The organism is Nocardia sp. NPDC006044 (assembly GCF_042871115.1).
Classification (GTDB): domain Bacteria; phylum Actinomycetota; class Actinomycetes; order Mycobacteriales; family Mycobacteriaceae; genus Nocardia.
In genome coordinates, this window is record NZ_JBIAID010000001.1 from 1,140,120 (window position 1) to 1,156,382 (window position 16,263).

General features: G+C 67.6%; 14 protein-coding genes and 2 tRNA genes. 9 read left to right on the forward strand and 7 right to left on the reverse strand.

Features of this window, described 5'->3' with window-relative positions; translation table 11 throughout:
• Window positions 1-51 precede the first annotated feature (51 nt).
• On the forward strand, window positions 52-939 hold the full coding sequence (locus ACFYO1_RS05280; RefSeq protein WP_387227388.1) for a LysR family transcriptional regulator: 888 nt from the start codon (window positions 52-54) through the stop codon (window positions 937-939).
• A gap of 681 nt (window positions 940-1,620) precedes the next feature.
• Here the strand turns inward: ACFYO1_RS05280 and ACFYO1_RS05285 are convergent.
• Complete coding sequence (locus tag ACFYO1_RS05285; RefSeq protein ID WP_387227390.1) at window positions 1,621-3,330, reverse strand: alpha/beta fold hydrolase; 1,710 nt, start codon at window positions 3,328-3,330, stop codon at window positions 1,621-1,623.
• Between the two features lie 71 nt (window positions 3,331-3,401).
• On the reverse strand, window positions 3,402-3,956 hold the full coding sequence (locus ACFYO1_RS05290; RefSeq protein WP_387227392.1) for a TetR/AcrR family transcriptional regulator: 555 nt from the start codon (window positions 3,954-3,956) through the stop codon (window positions 3,402-3,404).
• 158 nt (window positions 3,957-4,114) lie between these two features.
• Between ACFYO1_RS05290 and serA the strand changes: the two genes are divergently transcribed.
• The 3 genes from serA (at window position 4,115) to ACFYO1_RS05305 (ending at window position 7,504) form a co-directional block, all read left to right on the forward strand.
• On the forward strand, window positions 4,115-5,713 hold the full coding sequence (gene serA / locus ACFYO1_RS05295; RefSeq protein WP_387227394.1) for a phosphoglycerate dehydrogenase: 1,599 nt from the start codon (window positions 4,115-4,117) through the stop codon (window positions 5,711-5,713).
• Between the two features lie 60 nt (window positions 5,714-5,773).
• Window positions 5,774-6,781 (forward strand): 3-isopropylmalate dehydrogenase, encoded by a 1,008-nt coding sequence (locus tag ACFYO1_RS05300; protein ID WP_387227396.1) that lies wholly within the window; start codon window positions 5,774-5,776, stop codon window positions 6,779-6,781.
• A gap of 120 nt (window positions 6,782-6,901) precedes the next feature.
• Entirely contained in the window at window positions 6,902-7,504 is a 603-nt protein-coding gene (locus ACFYO1_RS05305; RefSeq protein WP_387227398.1) for a Uma2 family endonuclease, read from the forward strand.
• 34 nt (window positions 7,505-7,538) lie between these two features.
• Here ACFYO1_RS05305 and ACFYO1_RS05310 read toward each other — a convergent pair whose 3' ends face one another.
• On the reverse strand, window positions 7,539-8,147 hold the full coding sequence (locus tag ACFYO1_RS05310) for a TetR/AcrR family transcriptional regulator (RefSeq protein WP_387227399.1): 609 nt from the start codon (window positions 8,145-8,147) through the stop codon (window positions 7,539-7,541).
• A 312-nt stretch (window positions 8,148-8,459) separates the two neighbouring features.
• Window positions 8,460-9,665 carry an MFS transporter gene (locus tag ACFYO1_RS05315; protein WP_387227400.1) on the reverse strand — a complete coding sequence of 402 codons (1,206 nt, stop codon included), beginning with the start codon at window positions 9,663-9,665 and terminating at the stop codon, window positions 8,460-8,462.
• Window positions 9,666-9,870: 205 nt separating this feature from the next.
• On the opposite strand from ACFYO1_RS05315, the gene ACFYO1_RS05320 reads away from it, so the two are divergent.
• The 4 genes from ACFYO1_RS05320 (at window position 9,871) to ACFYO1_RS05335 (ending at window position 12,562) form a co-directional block, all read left to right on the forward strand.
• Window positions 9,871-10,647, forward strand: a complete 777-nt coding sequence (locus ACFYO1_RS05320; RefSeq protein ID WP_387227402.1) for a fumarylacetoacetate hydrolase family protein — start codon at window positions 9,871-9,873, stop codon at window positions 10,645-10,647.
• 13 nt (window positions 10,648-10,660) lie between these two features.
• Entirely contained in the window at window positions 10,661-12,133 is a 1,473-nt protein-coding gene (gene gltX / locus ACFYO1_RS05325; protein WP_387227404.1) for a glutamate--tRNA ligase, read from the forward strand.
• 134 nt (window positions 12,134-12,267) lie between these two features.
• A tRNA-Gln gene (locus ACFYO1_RS05330) sits at window positions 12,268-12,339 on the forward strand.
• Between the two features lie 150 nt (window positions 12,340-12,489).
• Window positions 12,490-12,562, forward strand: a tRNA-Glu gene (locus tag ACFYO1_RS05335).
• A gap of 473 nt (window positions 12,563-13,035) precedes the next feature.
• Here ACFYO1_RS05335 and ACFYO1_RS05340 read toward each other — a convergent pair.
• The 3 genes from ACFYO1_RS05340 to ACFYO1_RS05350 all read right to left on the reverse strand — a co-directional run bounded on the left by ACFYO1_RS05340 (window position 13,036) and on the right by ACFYO1_RS05350 (window position 14,638).
• Window positions 13,036-13,242, reverse strand: a complete 207-nt coding sequence (locus ACFYO1_RS05340; RefSeq protein WP_387227406.1) for a DUF5302 domain-containing protein — start codon at window positions 13,240-13,242, stop codon at window positions 13,036-13,038.
• Between the two features lie 160 nt (window positions 13,243-13,402).
• Window positions 13,403-13,903: a pyridoxamine 5'-phosphate oxidase family protein gene (locus tag ACFYO1_RS05345; RefSeq protein ID WP_387227407.1), complete on the reverse strand. Its 501-nt coding sequence runs from the start codon at window positions 13,901-13,903 to the stop codon at window positions 13,403-13,405.
• A gap of 33 nt (window positions 13,904-13,936) precedes the next feature.
• Window positions 13,937-14,638, reverse strand: coding sequence for an IclR family transcriptional regulator (locus ACFYO1_RS05350; protein ID WP_375903242.1), 702 nt, complete (start codon window positions 14,636-14,638; stop codon window positions 13,937-13,939).
• Window positions 14,639-14,806: 168 nt separating this feature from the next.
• Here ACFYO1_RS05350 and leuC point away from each other — a divergent pair, with 168 nt between their 5' ends.
• Complete coding sequence (leuC, locus tag ACFYO1_RS05355; RefSeq protein WP_387227409.1) at window positions 14,807-16,228, forward strand: 3-isopropylmalate dehydratase large subunit; 1,422 nt, start codon at window positions 14,807-14,809, stop codon at window positions 16,226-16,228.
• Window positions 16,229-16,263 lie beyond the last annotated feature (35 nt).

The window sequence follows — 16,263 nt, forward strand, 5'->3', positions numbered from 1 at the left end:
AAGGTCTCATCGTTCTATGAGCTGAGCTCATCGACGCTGGAGAGGACGCCCATGACCGGCCTGGAGGTACGCGAGCTGGAGGCCTTCCTGGTGCTCGCCGAGGAATTGCACTTCGGGCGGGCGGGGGAGCGGCTCTATGTTTCGCAGAGCCGGGTGAGTCAGTTGCTGCGGGCGTTGGAGCAACGGGTCGGCGCGCGACTGATCGAGCGCACCAGCCGCAAGGTCACGCTCACGCCGCTCGGCGCGGACTTCCTGGCCGAGCTCGAGCCCGCCTACACGGCGCTGCGGGCGACGGTCGACAACGTCCGGGCGACCGCCCGCGGGGGTGAAGGCGTGCTGCGCATCGGCATTCAAGGGTCGGGCAGCGAATACCTCACGGAGGCAATCGAACTGTTCCGGCACCGCTTCCCCGCCTGCGTCACCGAGGTGGTCGAGATTCCGCTGGCCGATCCGTTCGGTGCGGTGCAGCGCGGCGAGGTCGATATCGCGGCCGTGCTGCTGCCGATGGGGGAGAGCGATCTGGTTCTCGGGCAGGTCTTTTCGGAGAAGCCGCAGATGCTGGCCATGCACAAGGGGCATCCGTTGGCGGCGCGGAACAGCTTGTCGCCGGAGGATCTGGCCGAGTTCTCGTTGATCGGTGTGCGCGGGCCCGCACCACACTACTGGCGCCGCGCGCAGTCGGTGGATGTCACGCCGGGCGGGCGGACCGTTCCGGTCGGACCCGGCGTCGGCACGTTGCAAGAGGGGATCGAGTTGGTGGCGGCGGGTCGGGGTGCGATGCTGTTGTGCCATCCGACCGCGGTGTTCCACGATCGGCCGGAGGTCAACTTCGTGCCGGTGACCGGGCTGGCGCATTCCCGGCTGGGGCTGGTCTGGCATCGCAACCGCGAAACCGCGCGGGTGCGGGACTTCTCGCGGGCGGTCGCCGCGGTGAGCTGAGGGGCATTGCCGGTCAGCGAAAGATAGTGCGCGGCACTTTATCCGACGCGGATATGGGTGAATCGGCGTGCGTCGAATGCGCGATCCGGCGATGTGTACACGACTCCTTCTCGGAGAAGCAATCGGCGAATTCGTGTGCTTGTTACAGAGTTTCGTCGGGCTGTCGGAAATGTCCGGCTTCGCGGGGTGTGTATAGCCCTCTTATTGGGGTGCTATCTAATTCTTAGAGGTTCTTTATCTTTACCGCGCTGGTGGATTGGGAACGCGTGATCGTGGTCGAACTGCGTGGTCAAGCCCATGGTTCTCAGGGCGTACACCTCTGTTGGTCACTTGACCAGGGGATCTTCGTGATGTGTCTGTAACCTATGTCACTAAATAGTCGAATTTCGTAACCGTCTTTGTTCGGACGCCGATGTGCCTTGTGTCAGCCAGTACGACTGGATTGTCTTTCAATGAAGAGGTATTTAAATGATCCCCGTTATCATCGACACCGGTAGCGCTGCCCTCGGCGGTTTCCTGGACACCTTCGGTGCCGCCCTGCACGGAATCGTCAACACTCTGTGGACGGGCTCCTTCGGCCGCTGATGTCAACGTGATGGTCGATTGATCGACCGGGTCTCGCGCTCGGTGAGCGTGATTCCGGAGAGGGCCCCGCACCCGGGTGGTGCGGGGCCCTCCGCGTTATCCGGTCGGCGCGTGCACGCCGATCCGGGCGATCTCCGCGGCGACCTGTCCGGGATGGGTCAGCTGCGGGTAGTGTCCTGTCCCCTCGATCACGGCCGGTTCGCGCGGCGCGGTGATCGTGAGCGGATCGTCCGCGCCCGCGATGAGCCGCACCGGTACCTCCAGCCTCGCGAGCAGGGAGGCCAACTCGTCTCGCCGCGCGCGCGTGCTCGCGCGCCGCAGCGCGGCGATCGTGCGTCTCGCGACGCCGGGCCTGCGCAGGTTGGCCGCGGCACTGTCCACGGCCGGGCCTGCGGGAAGACCGAGCCGAGCGGCCAAGGTGGCGGCCGTCATTCGCCGCAATGCCGTGGCGGCCAGCGGCGAACGCAGGAGAAGGCCGGTCCGCGATTGGAGGAACGCGGGCGACACCAAGACGACACCGGAGATCCGATCCGGGTGCGCTGCGGCGTATCTCAGCACGGGGCCGCAACCCAGCGAATGCCCCACCAGCACAGGACGACTGCGCACCGTTCGCATCAATCGCGGTAGCACGTCATCGATCTCACCGGGCGCGGATCGTCCTAGGCCGGGCAGGTCGACGGCCAGGCTGGGCGCTTCGAGGGCGGCCCGCACCTCGATCCAGGACTCGCTGTCGACGGGCAGGCCGTGCAGGAAGACGTAGTCCGGGTTCGACTGATCCCCGGAAACCCAAGTGCCGTCGACGAACCCGGCGGTGGGATCCTCCTCGACCGCCCCGAACCGGCTCGCCACCAGGTGATCGGCCCAGGTGCGCAGCACGGACCCGGCCTCCGGCATGGCGAGGCCGGCCGCCCGCGCGAACTCGTCCGCCGCCGAGGTGTCGTACCTGTCGTCGGCAATGAACGGCAGCGTCTCGGGATCGGCGCCGGTCAGCGCCCGCGGCAGCTTCTCGATCACGCCGACCGGCACCGAGAACCGCGGCGCCCGCACGCCCAAATGCCCGGCGAGCAGCCGAATCAGCTCCGGCAGCACCGGCGTTCGCGGATCGAGCACGGTCAGCGAACGCCCGGCTGTGTCCGCTTGATCAGGCAGGCTGATCAGGAACTTCGCGAAGTAGTCCAGATCGACTATCGGAACGAAGGTTTCGCGCCCGCCGGGGATCGCCAGGAGCCGGCCGTGCCAGAGGTCTTCGACAATGCTTGCGAGCCCGACGTATTGGCCGGGACCCAGCACGCTGCTCGGGTTCGCGATCGTCAGCGGAATCCCGCGCTCGGCCGCGTGCCGGCGCAGCAGCGGATCCGACTCGAACTTGGACGCGCCGTAAGCCCCTCTGTCGTAATGCTGTTCGTCGGACTCCTCGACGGTGATCCGATAGCCGGTGATGTGGACGACGCGGCGCAAGGCGGGCAGCGTCGCGGCCCAGTCGAGCATGTTGAGCGCGCCGGTCACGTTCACCGCGTACGCGTCGTCCTTGCCGAGGCCGAAGGCGAAGCGCGCCGCGCAGTTGTAGACGTCGCGGATGTCGGTCACGTCCAGGTCGGCGGGCAAGCCGAGATCCCTTGCGGTGATATCGCAGGCGACCACGCGGAGTCCGCGCTGATCGACGGCGCTCGCCCGTAACCACGCGCCGAGCCGCTGCTCGCCGCCCGGCCGGACCGCGGCGATCACGGTTTCGCCCTGTTCGAGCAGCTGCGCGACCACCGCGCGGCCGATGAACCCGGCGGCGCCGAGCACGATGCTGTGGGACATAAATCTCCTTAATAGACCGGTCTACATATTCAGTGGATCTGCGAAACTGTTGGCAGAACATCTGACTGAACTCAGAGCATCGTGCGGATCGTGCGGGCCACGCGTTCCAGCGGCTCGCGGCTGCGCTGGGCTCGCGCCAAGAGCAGGGCGCCTTCGATCATCGCGAGAATCGCCGCGGCCAGATCCGCCGCATCCGGATGCCCGTCGGCGCGCAGCCGAATCCGCAGCGCCTCTTCCCATCTCGCGTAGGCGGACGCGCATTCGGCCTGGATCACGTCGTTGGCCGCCGAAACATCAAGGGTGACAGTGGCAACCGGGCAGCCCTGACTCCATTCGGAGGCCTCCAGTCGATCGCCGAACGCGTTGAGCAGGCTGGTCGCCGCCCCCGCGGTGTCGCCGGGCTCGACCGCGTCGATCAGTGCCGAGATCTCGTTGCCCGCCTGGGCGACCGCCTCCGCGACGAGCTGGTCCTTGCCGCCGGGGAAGTGGAAGTACAGCGATCCGCGCGGCGCTCCGCTGGTCTCGATGATCTGGTTGAGGCCGGCCCCGAAGTATCCGTGCTTCTCCACCAGCTCGCGCGTTGCGCCGATCAACCGGCTGCGGGTCTCGGTTCCTTTGGCGCCCATGCGGTAACTGTAGACCGGTCTTCATATTTTGACCAATGGGTCATCCCATGGGTCATACTGACGACGGCCGCCTTACGAGGGGGTAGCACATGCCGAAACGACGCCCACTAAGCTGATCGGCGGTAATTGCCGACCCCTTTCCCCAGGAGTACTCCACCGTGAGCCAAGCAGGCCGTCCTGTTGTCCTGATCGCCGACAAGCTTGCCCAGTCGACCGTCGACGCGCTCGGTGACGGAGTCGAGGTCCGGTGGGTCGACGGCCCCGACCGCCCGGCTCTGCTCGCCGCGGTCCCGGAGGCCGACGCGCTACTCGTGCGCTCCGCGACCACGGTGGACGCCGAGGTGCTGGAAGCGGGCAAGAACCTCAAGATCGTCGCGCGCGCCGGCGTCGGCCTCGACAATGTCGACGTGCCCGCGGCAACCGAACGCGGCGTCATGGTCGTCAACGCGCCGACCTCGAACATCCACACCGCCGCCGAGCACGCGGTGACGCTGCTGCTCGCGGCCGCGCGCCAGATCCCGGCCGCCGATGCCACGCTGCGTGAGCACACCTGGCAGCGCAGCAAGTTCAACGGCGTCGAGATCTTCGACAAGACCGTCGGCGTGGTCGGCCTCGGCCGGATCGGGCAGCTGTTCGCCGCCCGGCTCGCCGCGTTCGAGACCAAGATCGTCGCGTACGACCCCTACGTCTCGCCCGCCCGCGCCGCCCAGCTCGGCATCGAGCTGCTGAGCCTGGACGAGCTGCTCGAGCGCGCCGACCTGATCTCGGTGCACCTGCCGAAGACCCCGGAGACCAAGGGCATCATCGGCAAGGAAGCCATCGCCAAGACCAAGCCGGGCGTCATCATTGTCAACGCCGCGCGCGGTGGCCTGGTCGACGAGCAGGCGCTGGCCGACGCGATCAAGTCCGGGCATGTGCGCGCCGCCGGCCTGGACGTGTACGAGACCGAGCCGTGCACCGACAGCCCGCTGTTCGAGCTGCCGCAGGTCGTGGTGACCCCGCACCTCGGCGCGTCCACGTCCGAGGCGCAGGACCGGGCCGGCACCGACGTGGCCAAGTCCGTATTGCTCGCGCTCGCCGGTGAATTCGTGCCCGGCGCGGTGAACGTCACCGGCGGCAGTGTCGACGACGACGTCGCGCCGTGGCTGGACATCGTGCGCAAGCAGGGCGCGCTGCTCGGTGCGCTGTCGGACGAGCTGCCGGTCAGCGTCGAGGTGCAGGTGCGCGGCGAGCTCGCCGCGCACGACGTCGCGGTGCTGGAACTCTCGGCGCTGCGCGGCATCTTCTCTGCCCTGGTCGAAGATCAGGTTACTTTTGTCAACGCACCGACGCTGGCCAAGGAGCGCGGCATCACCGCGCAGGTGAACACCGTGCCGGACAGCCCGAGCCACCGCAGCCTCGTCGACCTGCGCGCCGTGTTCGGCGACGGCCGCACGCTGAACGTGGCCGGCACGCTGACCGAGCCGCAGCAGGTGCAGAAGATCGTCAACATCAACGGCCGCAACTACGACATGCGCGCCGAGGGCATCAACATGGCCGTGCTGAACTACGAGGACAAGCCGGGCGCGCTCGGCAAGATCGGCACCAAGCTCGGCGAGGCGGGCATCGACATCCTCGCCGCGCAGCTGAGCCAGGACGTCGACAAGGAAGGCGCCACGGTGATCCTGCGGGTCAACCGCGAGGTGCCCGACGCCGTCGAGGCCGCGATCGCCGAATCCGTCGGCGCCGCAAAGGTCGTCGTCGTCGACCTGTTCTGATCGCGTGCGGGGGCGCGCCCACGACTGGGCGCGCCCCCGGATTAACAACGGAGCGTTGCAATGAAGCTTGCTGTCATCCCCGGCGACGGCATCGGGCCCGAGGTCATCGCCGAGGCGCTGAAGGTGCTCGACGTGGTCCAGCCCGGCGTCGCGAAGACCGAGTACGACCTCGGCGCCAAGCGCTACCACGCGACCGGTGAGATCCTGCCGGAATCCGTGCTGCCGGAACTGAAACAGCACGACGCGATCCTGCTCGGCGCGATCGGCGATCCGTCGGTGCCCAGCGGCGTGCTCGAGCGCGGGCTGCTGCTGCGCACCCGGTTCGCGCTGGATCATCACGTGAACCTGCGGCCGTCCAAGCTGTTTCCCGGCGTGACCAGCCCGCTGGCCGGCACCCCCGACATCGATTTCGTGGTGGTCCGCGAGGGCACCGAGGGCCCGTACACCGGCACCGGCGGCGCGATCCGGGTCGAGACCCCGCACGAGGTGGCGACCGAGGTCAGCACCAACACCCGGTTCGGCATCGAGCGCGTCGTGCGCTACGCCTTCGCCAAGGCGCAGGCCCGGCGCAAGCACCTCACGCTGGTGCACAAGACCAACGTGCTCACCTTCGCCGGCTCGCTGTGGCAGCGCACGGTCGACGAGGTCGCGGCCGAATTCCCGGATGTCGCAACGGCTTACCAGCACATCGACGCCGCGACCATCCACCTGGTGAACGATCCGGGCCGGTTCGACGTGATCGTCACCGACAACCTGTTCGGCGACATCATCACCGACCTCGCGGCCGCCGTCAGCGGTGGCATCGGGCTCGCCGCCAGCGGCAACATCGATGCGTCGGGCGCCAACCCGAGCATGTTCGAGCCGGTGCACGGCAGCGCCCCCGATATCGCCGGTCAGTCCAAGGCCGATCCGACCGCCGCGATCCTGTCGGTGTCGTTGCTGCTGAACCATCTCGGCAACACCGAGGCCGCGGCGCGCATCGAGTCCGCCGTGGCCAAGGATCTGGCGTCGCGCTCGGGTGCGGCGTCGACGGTCGAGGTCGGCGACCGCATCGCCGCGATCGTCTGAGCGGAGCTCGAACGGGTCCCGGCCGGACTGCTTCCGGTGCGGGACCGTTCGGCGAGGTGTGAAACGGCCTCACGGTGGTATGCCCTCATCGAGGAACTGACCTGGTGAGACGGAGGATCGGTGAGCGAGCGGCGTGGGAATCGCAGGGCGCAGGCCGGTCCGTATGCCGGGCTGGACCTGCGCGATGTCCCCGGTGGCGGCAAGGGTTTCGAGCTCGAGGACGGCTGGCTGGTCGAGGTGGCGGGCGGGGCTCGGCACAATCACGTGACGCAACGACTCGGCCGGTTCATCGACGCCGGGGCGGTCGGGGCGGCCGTGCACCTGTGTGTCGGAAGCGGCTGGGAGGTCAGCACCCGCAGCGGGGTGCGCAAGCCGGACATCATCGTGATTCCGCGTGAGGTCGCCCGCGCCGCCGTGGTCGCGGAGGTGCCCAAGCGGATTCCCGGATCCGAGGTGCGGCTCGCGGTCGAGGTGATCGCGCCGGGGAGCGGGACCGAACGCACCGATCGGGTGCGGAAGGTGCGCGAGTACGCGGCGGTGGGTATTCCGCAGTATTGGATCGTCGAGCATCAGCCCGAGGTCGAGGTGCATCGGATGGTGTTGGGGGACGGCGGTTATGGGGCCGATCCGGTGGTCTGTTCCGGCAGCGTCTTCGACGCGGTGGTGGATGCCGACAAGCCGTTTCACGTCACGTTCGATCCCGCTGCGCTGCTTGCGGTTTGAGCCGGGGCTGCTTGCGGTTCGAGCCGGGTGGGGGCTATCCCTTGTGGTGGTGGCGAGTCGGGCGCGGGTGGATGCCGACCGCGCGGCGGATGAACGCGACTGTCTCCGGGACGATCTCGTTGGGGTTGCGGCCGGTATCGATGCGTTCGACGGCGCGGCCGAGCGCGCCGTCGATCAGGTCGGCGATCAACTCGGGGTTCGGGTTGTCCAGGGCGGTGAGCGCCGTGCGCAGCGGCGCGGCCACCTCGTAGTGCGCGTCGGCGAGATCGCGCCGGGCCGTTTCGTCGCGGGGGAGAGTGCTGCCGAGGACGGCGATCCGGTGCGCGCCGGAGGCCGCCAGGGCCAGGGTGGTTCGCACGTAGGCCTCCACCTGTCCCTCGGCGGTCTCGGCGCGGTCGACCGTATCGCGCACGCGCTCACCCCATTCCAGCAGCGCGTCGGCCACGATGCGGAACAGGATCTCGTCGCCGGAGCGGAAGTACTTGTAGACGCTGCTGCGGGCGAGACCGGCCGCCGCGCCGACCGTGGCGGGGGACACCGCCTGCGGGCCGTTCTCCAGCAGCACCATCCGGGCGGCGTCGAGCAGCGCGCGTTCTTGATTCGCCCGGTGTTCGGCGACGGTCGGTGCGTCGATCTTGGGCATCGCACTCCCGGGGTTGGCGACGGAATGTTTCCATCGTACCTGTTGGCGACATGGTGTCGCGAAAGGCGACAGGAGGGATGTGAGGGATGACACGGCTGTGATTCTGTTCGGTTGTGCTCGGGGGCAGCGGGAATGGCCAGGGGATCCGAAGGTGCTCTGTGCGCCGAATGGCGCTGCCGTACCAAAGGTGTTGCGGGCTAGTCGTTCCCAGTGCCCCGGGGTGATCTTCGCCGCGTCAGAACAGGTGTGACTTCACATGTCGTGCGGGACACATTCGCCAGTCGACACCTGCTCCAACGTGCAGGCCCGGCGTCAATCCCCCTGGGCCGGGCGGTTATTGGGGCGACGGTCGGTCGGCACCAATGGAACTGCGGCCACCGCCAGCCCCGCCGCCAGCAGGAAGGCGGCCGCGAAACCGCTTGTCGCGATGAGCGCGCCGAATACCGGCGGCACCGCGGCCATGGCCAGATTCTGGCCGGTGTTCTGGATGCCGAGCCCGCGGCCGCTCCAGTAGGGGCCCGCGATTTCGGCCACCGCGGTGAACGCGAGCCCATTGTCGGAAACGGTGATCACCGACGCGACGACCAGCAACGGGATTGCGGCCCACCACATGTGGGTCCAGGCGGCCACGGTCAGCGCCGCCATGGACAGCACCGCCGCGATGGCGACGGCGCGCAGCGGACCCAGCCGGCTGCCGACCCGATCGGACCACGCGCCCGCGCCGATTCGGCCTGCGGCACCCAGGATTTGGGTGACCGTGACCAGAATTCCGGCCGCCGCCAACGACCAGCCGACGTCGCGGTGCAGCCACAGCAGTGCGAAAGTCCACACCGTGCCCTGCGGTATGACCAGCAACACAGAGACGCCGTGGATGCGCCACAGCGTCGAATCGCCGCGATAAGGATTGGCGCGCAACGCCACATCGGCCGAGCGTTCCGGTCGCGGCGGGTCGACGATGCCGATCAGGCCGCCCACCGCGGCCAGGCCCGCCATCGCCGCGGGCACCAGGATCGCCGCGGGCACACCGTAAGTCGCGGCGACGGCGGGCACGGCCAGCGCGCCGATGCCGACGCCGAGCGGCTGCGCGGTCTGCCGGATGCCCATCGCCAGCCCGCGCCGGTGCGGCGGAAACCAGCCGACGATCAGCCGGCCGCTGGCCCCGTTGGTGCTCGCGGCACCGACGCCGCCCAGGAACAACAGTGCGCCCAAAGCGATGTCGTTCGAGGTGGCGGCCGCGGCGGCACCGGCGGCCAGCATCAGCAGCGGGCCGCCGATCAGCACCTTGCGCTCACCGATCCGGTCGACCACGTACCCCCAGGCGATCAGGGTGCAGACCAGTCCGAGGGTCGGCATGGCCACCAGCAATCCCGCAGTGGCCAATCGCATACCGCGATCGGTGAGCGCGGGCAGCAGGAACGCGACGCCGTGCACGAAGACCGCGCTCGCCGCCTGCGCGAAGACGCCGAGACCGAGCATGGACCACCGTCGAGTCTCCTTGATCTGCGTCACGGTAGCCATCGGTCTCACCTCTGAATCTCATTATTTGGGATGTAGTTCCCATTTGTTGAGCAATGGGGCTTACGTTACACCGGGTGGGCAAGTGGATTCCGGCGGTTCGCTGTCAGACTCCTCACAACCGGCGCAATTCCCGCCCCGCCCGCCCCGCGTACCGCTCGGTTGGGCGCGTTCGAGCAGGTGGAAGCCGGTCGATAGACTGCCCGGCATGCGTCTAGGTCGAGTAGCCAGTCCCGATGGGGTCGCGTTCGTCAGCATCGAGGGGGACGGAAGCGACAGCATCGCGAAGGAAATCGCGGAACACCCGTTCGGTACGCCGACGTTCACCGGGCGGAGCTGGCCGCTGGCCGATGTGCGCCTGCTCGCGCCCATCCTGGCGAGCAAGGTGGTCTGCATCGGTAAGAACTACGCCGCCCACGCGGCCGAAATGGGCGGTCCCGCACCGGAAGACCCGGTGATCTTCCTCAAGCCGAACACCGCGATCATCGGGCCGAACGCCCCGATCATCCTGCCGCCCAGTTCCGCTCAGGTCGACTACGAGGGCGAGCTCGCCGTCGTCATCGGCCGTCCGTGCAAGGACGTGTCCGCCGCCCGCGCGCTGGACGTGGTGCTCGGCTACACCGTCGCCAACGATGTGACCGCGCGCGATCAGCAGCGCCACGACGGGCAGTGGACCAGGGGTAAGGGCTACGACACCTTCTGCCCGCTCGGTCCGTGGATCGAAACCTCCTTGGATCCATCGGATCTGGAGATCATCACCGAGCTCGACGGCGAGGTCCGCCAGCGCAGCCGCACTTCGCTTCTACTGCACGACATTCCGAAGCTCATCGAATGGGTCAGCACCGTGATGACGCTGCTGCCAGGCGATGTCATCCTCACCGGAACGCCCGAGGGCGTCGGTCCGGTGCAGGCCGGACAGCAGGTGTCCGTGACCGTGGAGGGCATCGGAACACTGATCAATCCTGTTGCCGCCAAGCCTCGCTAGTCGAAAGAGAGCCATGACTGAAGTACGGGTCCGCTTCTGCCCGTCGCCGACCGGGACGCCGCACGTCGGCCTGATCCGGACGGCGCTGTTCAACTGGGCCTACGCCCGGCACCACGGTGGAAAGTTCGTGTTCCGCATCGAAGACACCGATGCGGCACGGGATTCCGAGGACTCCTACCGCGCGCTGCTGGACGCGCTGCGCTGGCTCGGCCTCACCTGGGACGAGGGCCCGGAGGTCGGCGGCCCCTACGAGCCGTACCGCCAGTCACTGCGCAAGGATCTGCATCTCGACGCGGTCCGGCGGCTGCTGGCGGCCGGCGAGGCCTACGAATCCTTCTCCACGCCTGAGGAAGTCGAGGCCCGCCATCGCGCCGCCGGGCGCGACCCGAAGCTCGGCTACGACAACTACGATCGCGAGCTCACCGCTCAGCAGATCGAGGCGTACCGAGATGCCGGGCGCCCCGCGGTGATTCGGCTCCGGATGCCCGACGAGGACATCACCTGGCACGATCTGGTGCGCGGCGAGACCACCTTCAAGGCGGGCAGCGTGCCGGACTTCGCGCTCACCCGCGGCACCGGTGATCCGCTGTACACCCTGGTCAACCCGGTCGACGATGCGCTGATGAAGATCACCCACGTATTGCGGGGCGAGGATCTGCTCTCCTCGACGCCGCGGCAGATCGCGCTCTACGGCGCCCTGCGCCGGATCGGCCTCGCCGACTTCACCCCGGAGTTCGGCCACCTGCCGTTCGTCATGGGACAGGGCAACAAGAAGTTGTCCAAGCGCGATCCGGAGTCCAATCTGTTCGTCCACCGGGACCGCGGATTCATCCCGGAAGGTTTGCTGAATTACCTGGCACTACTCGGTTGGAGCATCGCCGACGACCACGACGTGTTCAGCATGGCGGAGATGGTTGCCGCGTTCGACATATCGAAAGTGAATTCGAATCCGGCTCGATTCGATCAGAAGAAGGCGGACGCGCTCAACGCCGAGCACATCCGATTGCTGGAACCGGGTGATTTCAGCAACCGACTGCGTGAGTACCTGACCGGGCAAGGTCATATCGGCGCCGAAATCGATGAGAAGATGTTCGCCGCCGCGGCCGAACTGGTGCAGACCCGGATCGTCGTCTTGTCCGATGCTTGGGAACTGTTGCGTTTCCTGTTGGCGCCCGCCGAACAATTTGCGATCGACCCCACTGCGGGAGCCAAGAATCTCGGCGCCGACGCAAATCAGGTATTGCAATCCGCTATTGCCGCGCTGGAGCCGCTGACCGAGTGGTCGACCGCCGCTATCGAAGATGCGCTGAAAACCGCGCTGATCGAAGATCTGGGCCTCAAACCACGCAAAGCATTCGCGCCCGTGCGGGTAGCGGTCACCGGCTCGCACATCAGCCCGCCGCTGTACGAGTCGCTCGAACTGCTCGGCCGCGACGCCAGTTTGGACCGGCTGCGCTCCGCACAGGAGTGGTCGGCCACGGCCTGAAACTCCGAAAACGGCCGAAAACATGGCTTTGACCAGGCGATTTGTAGTTAACCCGTAGCGGTTTGGTACTCTTCTTCTCGGCTCGGAACAAGGCCTCGCAGTCACCCAGACGCGAGGCTGAAACGCCTGGTCATTGGGGTATGGTGTAATTGGCAACACAGCTGATTCTGGTTCAGCCATTCTAGGTTCGAGTCCTGGTACCCCAGCGGAGAGATTGCTTGTCGAGATCGGTGCGCGGCCGAAATCAACACAGCAGCTGGCGATTTGGTCGCCACGCTCCGGCCAGCTAAGCTAGCCGAGCCTCCTGATCGAAAGATCAACCGAAGGTGCTCCTTGTGCAAACGAGAAGCAGTCCTGGCCCCGTCGTCTAGCGGCCTAGGACGCCGCCCTCTCAAGGCGGTAGCGCGGGTTCGAATCCCGTCGGGGCTACAAACCAGTGGAAGGCTCATGCTCATTGCGAGCATGAGCCTTTTCTGGTTTTCCGCGTGTTTTTTGGGGGTGCAACCCCCAAAACCCGCCCGGCGGGCTTCGCCCCCGGACCCCCGGGGCCGGGAGGCTTCGCCCCCGGCGCTCATGGGGGCAGGTGGGGTGGGGGAGTTTGTTGCTGTGGTTTGGGTTGGGGGTTAGGGTTGCTCGCTGCCTCGCTGCCTCGCTGCCTCGCTGCCTCGCTGCCTCGCTGCCTCGCTGCCTCGCTGCCTCGCTGCCTCGCTGCCTCGCTGCCTCGCTGCCAGGCATGCCTCTTCCGGGATCCGTGCACGCTTGGGATCTGCGCACGCTCTGGGGGTGGGCGGTGCGGATGTCGGGAAGGGGTGCGGGTCTTGTCGGCGAGGGGCGTGAGGGGGAGGGTGGGTAAAGCTAAGGCCCCCTGGTTTGGTGACCGGGGGGCCTTTTCGCTGGTTTGCTTATCCGCTCTTGCGGCGGAATTCGCGTTTGGTGCTGGCGCTGCCGTGGGTGGCGTTGGCGCCTTTGGAGCGGCCGTCGAGGTGGTCGGCGGTGTGGGCGTTGTGCTGGTTTTTGCGGTCGAGGGCCGCTTTGAACTTGCGCTTCAACTCTTCGGCGCTGGTGGGCTCGGGGGTGGCTGAGCCGTTGGAACTAGCTGATTCCGTCATCGCCGTCTCCTCGTGGTGGCGGCCGGGGTGCGCGCCCTTGGCGGGGCTGCGGGGGCCGGCCGATGTGGGTCGAACGGTTCGACGTTAGTCGTCGGGGTGGGGGATGTCAGGCGGATATCGGGGCGCGTCGGGCGGGGGTGTGGTGCAAGGCATAGGCGGGTCAGTCGAGGGGGTGGGCGGTGGTGCCGCCGAGCGGGAGTTCAGGGAGGCCGAGCTTGCGGTGGTCCCAGCTGCGGATGCGATCGGGTATCACTCTGATCGCGGAGCGTTTGTGCAGCATGGTTTCGACCATGGGGCGGACGTCTTCGGTGTAGGGGCCGGTGTAGCGCTCCCAGACGCTGACGCCTACGGCGAACAATTTGTCGGGGTCGTCGACGATCTCCGCGTGACCCTCGATGGAGACGCCGCGGAGCTGGTCGTAGGTTTGGCCGGCCTCGATCATGCAGGTGATGCGGGGATCTCGGCGCAGGTTGACGGCTTTTTGGGACTTGGTTTTGGTTTCGAACCAGAGTTCGCCGTCGATGAGGGCGTACCACATGGCGGTCAGGTGCGGGGTGCCCTTGGGGCCGATGGTGGCCAGGGTGGCGATGCGGCTGCGCTCGAGGAACTCGCTGATCTCGGTGTCGGACATGACGATCTGTGCCCGTTGGTTGACTCCCATGGGCTCACTCTAGAACGTCATTTCTGTAACGTGTTATAGGCGCTTGTGCAGGGCCTCGGCGGCGGCTACCAGGTCTGCGGCCCAGCGTGCGCCGGGGCGGCGGCCCATGCGGTCGATGGGGCCGGAGACGGAGACGGCCGCGATGACGGTGCCGCCCGCGTCGCGGACGGGGGCGGAGACGCTGGCTACGCCGGAGGCGCGTTCGGCGGCGCTCTGGGCCCAGCCGCGCTTGCGCACCTCGGTGAGGGCGCGTTCGCCGAAGACGGCGTCGGCGAGGATGGTTCGCTGTAGGTCCGCGTCGGCCCAGGCGAGCAGAACTTTGGCGGCGGAACCCGCGGTCAGGGGCAGGCGCGCGCCGACGGGGACGGTGTCGCGCAGTCCGACGGGTGGCTCCAGGGCCGCGACGCAGATGCGCGCATTGCCGTCCAGGCGATACAGCTGGACGCTTTCGCCGGTGATCTCGCGCAATCGGGGCAGGATGGCCGACGCGGCCTCCAGGAGCGGATCGGTGGCCCCGGCGGCGAGCTCGGCGAGGGCGGGACCGGGTCGCCACATTCCGGTGTTGTCGCGGGCCAGCAGGCGATGCACTTCGAGGCCGACGGCCAGGCGATGGGCGGTGGCGCGGGGCAGGCCGGTGCGGGCGCACAGCTCGTTGAGACCGCAGGGATGCTCGGCGACGGCGTACAACACCGCCACTGCTTTGTCGAGGACGCCGATGCCGCTATGCTGTCTCATAGAACGATACTAGCGTCTCGGATGTTGGGAAATCCACTGCCACGGTGATAGCGGCGACGAATCTCTCAGGGGGCATCCGACCTCGCACATAGCCGAAAAACCTGTGCAGCCGACGCCGCGCTCCCAGCCCGGGCCGCGACCGGATGCTCGTCGAAAGGTGATCCAGACATGGCAGAGCCACGCACCATGGCCGAAAAGGTGTGGGAGCAGCACGTCGTCGCCCACGGTTCCGGTGAGGGCGCCGCGCGCGAACCCGACCTGATCTACATCGATCTGCATCTCGTGCACGAGGTGACCAGCCCGCAGGCGTTCGACGGCCTGCGCGCGGCGGGCCGGCCGGTGCGCCGGCCGGATCTGACGATCGCGACCGAGGACCACAATGTCCCGACCGCGGACATCGATAAGCCGATCGCGGACCCGATTTCGCGCACCCAGGTGGACACCCTGCGCCGCAACTGCGCGGAATTCGGTGTGCGCCTGCATCCGATGGGCGATCTGGACCAGGGCATCGTGCACGTGGTCGGCCCGCAGCTGGGCCTGACCCAGCCGGGCATGACGGTGGTGTGCGGAGACAGTCATACCTCGACGCACGGCGCGTTCGGCGCGCTGGCGATGGGCATCGGCACGTCGGAGGTCGAGCATGTCCTTGCCACCCAGACACTCTCGCTGCGCCCGTTCAAGACGATGGCGATCACGGTGGACGGCACGCTGGCGCCCGGGGTGACGAGCAAGGACCTGATCCTGGCCGTGATCGCGAAAATCGGCACGGGCGGCGGTCAGGGCTATGTGCTGGAGTACCGCGGCGAGGCGATCCGGGCCATGTCGATGGAAGCGCGAATGACCATCTGCAACATGTCCATCGAGGCGGGCGCCAGGGCGGGCATGATCGCCCCGGACGAAACCACCTATGAATTCCTCGAAGGGCGCCCGCACGCCCCGCAGGGAGCCGACTGGACGGCCGCAGTGGCCGCCTGGGAAGCGCTGAAGACCGACGAGGGCGCGACTTTCGACGCCGAGGTGCACATCGACGCGGCCGAGCTGACCCCGTTCGTCACCTGGGGCACCAACCCGGGACAGGGCGCGCCGCTCGGCGAATCGGTGCCGGACCCCGCCCAGATCGCGGACGAGACGGCGCGCGAGTCGGCGGCGAAAGCGCTGCGGTACATGGATTTGGAGCCGGGAACTCCGCTTCGTGATGTGGCGGTCGACACGGTATTCGTCGGTTCGTGCACCAACGGACGCATCGAGGATTTGCGTGCCGTGGCCGAGGTTTTAAAAGGACGCCGGGTCGCGGACTCGGTGCGAATGTTGGTTGTACCGGGCTCTATGCGGGTTCGCGCGCAGGCCGAATTAGAAGGACTGGGTGAGATTTTCACCGCGGCGGGCGCCGAATGGCGGCAGGCGGGCTGCTCAATGTGCCTGGGAATGAATCCGGATCAGCTCGCCCCGGGCCAGCGCTGCGCCTCGACGTCGAACCGGAACTTCGAGGGCAGGCAGGGCAAAGGTGGCCGTACGCACCTGGTTTCGCCGCTCGTCGCGGCCGCCACGGCGGTGCGCGGAACCCTGTCCTCACCTGCGGATCTGGACTGACCGGACGCGATACCCCAACCGACTCAGGAGAATCA

Bases quoted from the DNA above. Each gene is read 5' to 3' on its own strand.
- ACFYO1_RS05300 (WP_387227396.1), top strand. From the start codon at position 5,774: ATGAAGCTTGCTGTCATCCCCGGCGACGGCATCGGGCCCGAGGTCATC.
- gltX (WP_387227404.1), top strand. From the start codon at position 10,661: ATGACTGAAGTACGGGTCCGCTTCTGCCCGTCGCCGACCGGGACGCCG.
- ACFYO1_RS05350 (WP_375903242.1), bottom strand. From the start codon at position 14,638: ATGAGACAGCATAGCGGCATCGGCGTCCTCGACAAAGCAGTGGCGGTG.
- ACFYO1_RS05290 (WP_387227392.1), bottom strand. From the start codon at position 3,956: ATGGGCGCCAAAGGAACCGAGACCCGCAGCCGGTTGATCGGCGCAACG.
- ACFYO1_RS05345 (WP_387227407.1), bottom strand. From the start codon at position 13,903: ATGGGAGTCAACCAACGGGCACAGATCGTCATGTCCGACACCGAGATC.
- ACFYO1_RS05285 (WP_387227390.1), bottom strand. From the start codon at position 3,330: ATGTCCCACAGCATCGTGCTCGGCGCCGCCGGGTTCATCGGCCGCGCG.
- ACFYO1_RS05310 (WP_387227399.1), bottom strand. From the start codon at position 8,147: ATGCCCAAGATCGACGCACCGACCGTCGCCGAACACCGGGCGAATCAA.
- ACFYO1_RS05280 (WP_387227388.1), top strand. From the start codon at position 52: ATGACCGGCCTGGAGGTACGCGAGCTGGAGGCCTTCCTGGTGCTCGCC.
- ACFYO1_RS05315 (WP_387227400.1), bottom strand. From the start codon at position 9,665: ATGGCTACCGTGACGCAGATCAAGGAGACTCGACGGTGGTCCATGCTC.
- leuC (WP_387227409.1), top strand. From the start codon at position 14,807: ATGGCAGAGCCACGCACCATGGCCGAAAAGGTGTGGGAGCAGCACGTC.
- ACFYO1_RS05320 (WP_387227402.1), top strand. From the start codon at position 9,871: ATGCGTCTAGGTCGAGTAGCCAGTCCCGATGGGGTCGCGTTCGTCAGC.
- ACFYO1_RS05340 (WP_387227406.1), bottom strand. From the start codon at position 13,242: ATGACGGAATCAGCTAGTTCCAACGGCTCAGCCACCCCCGAGCCCACC.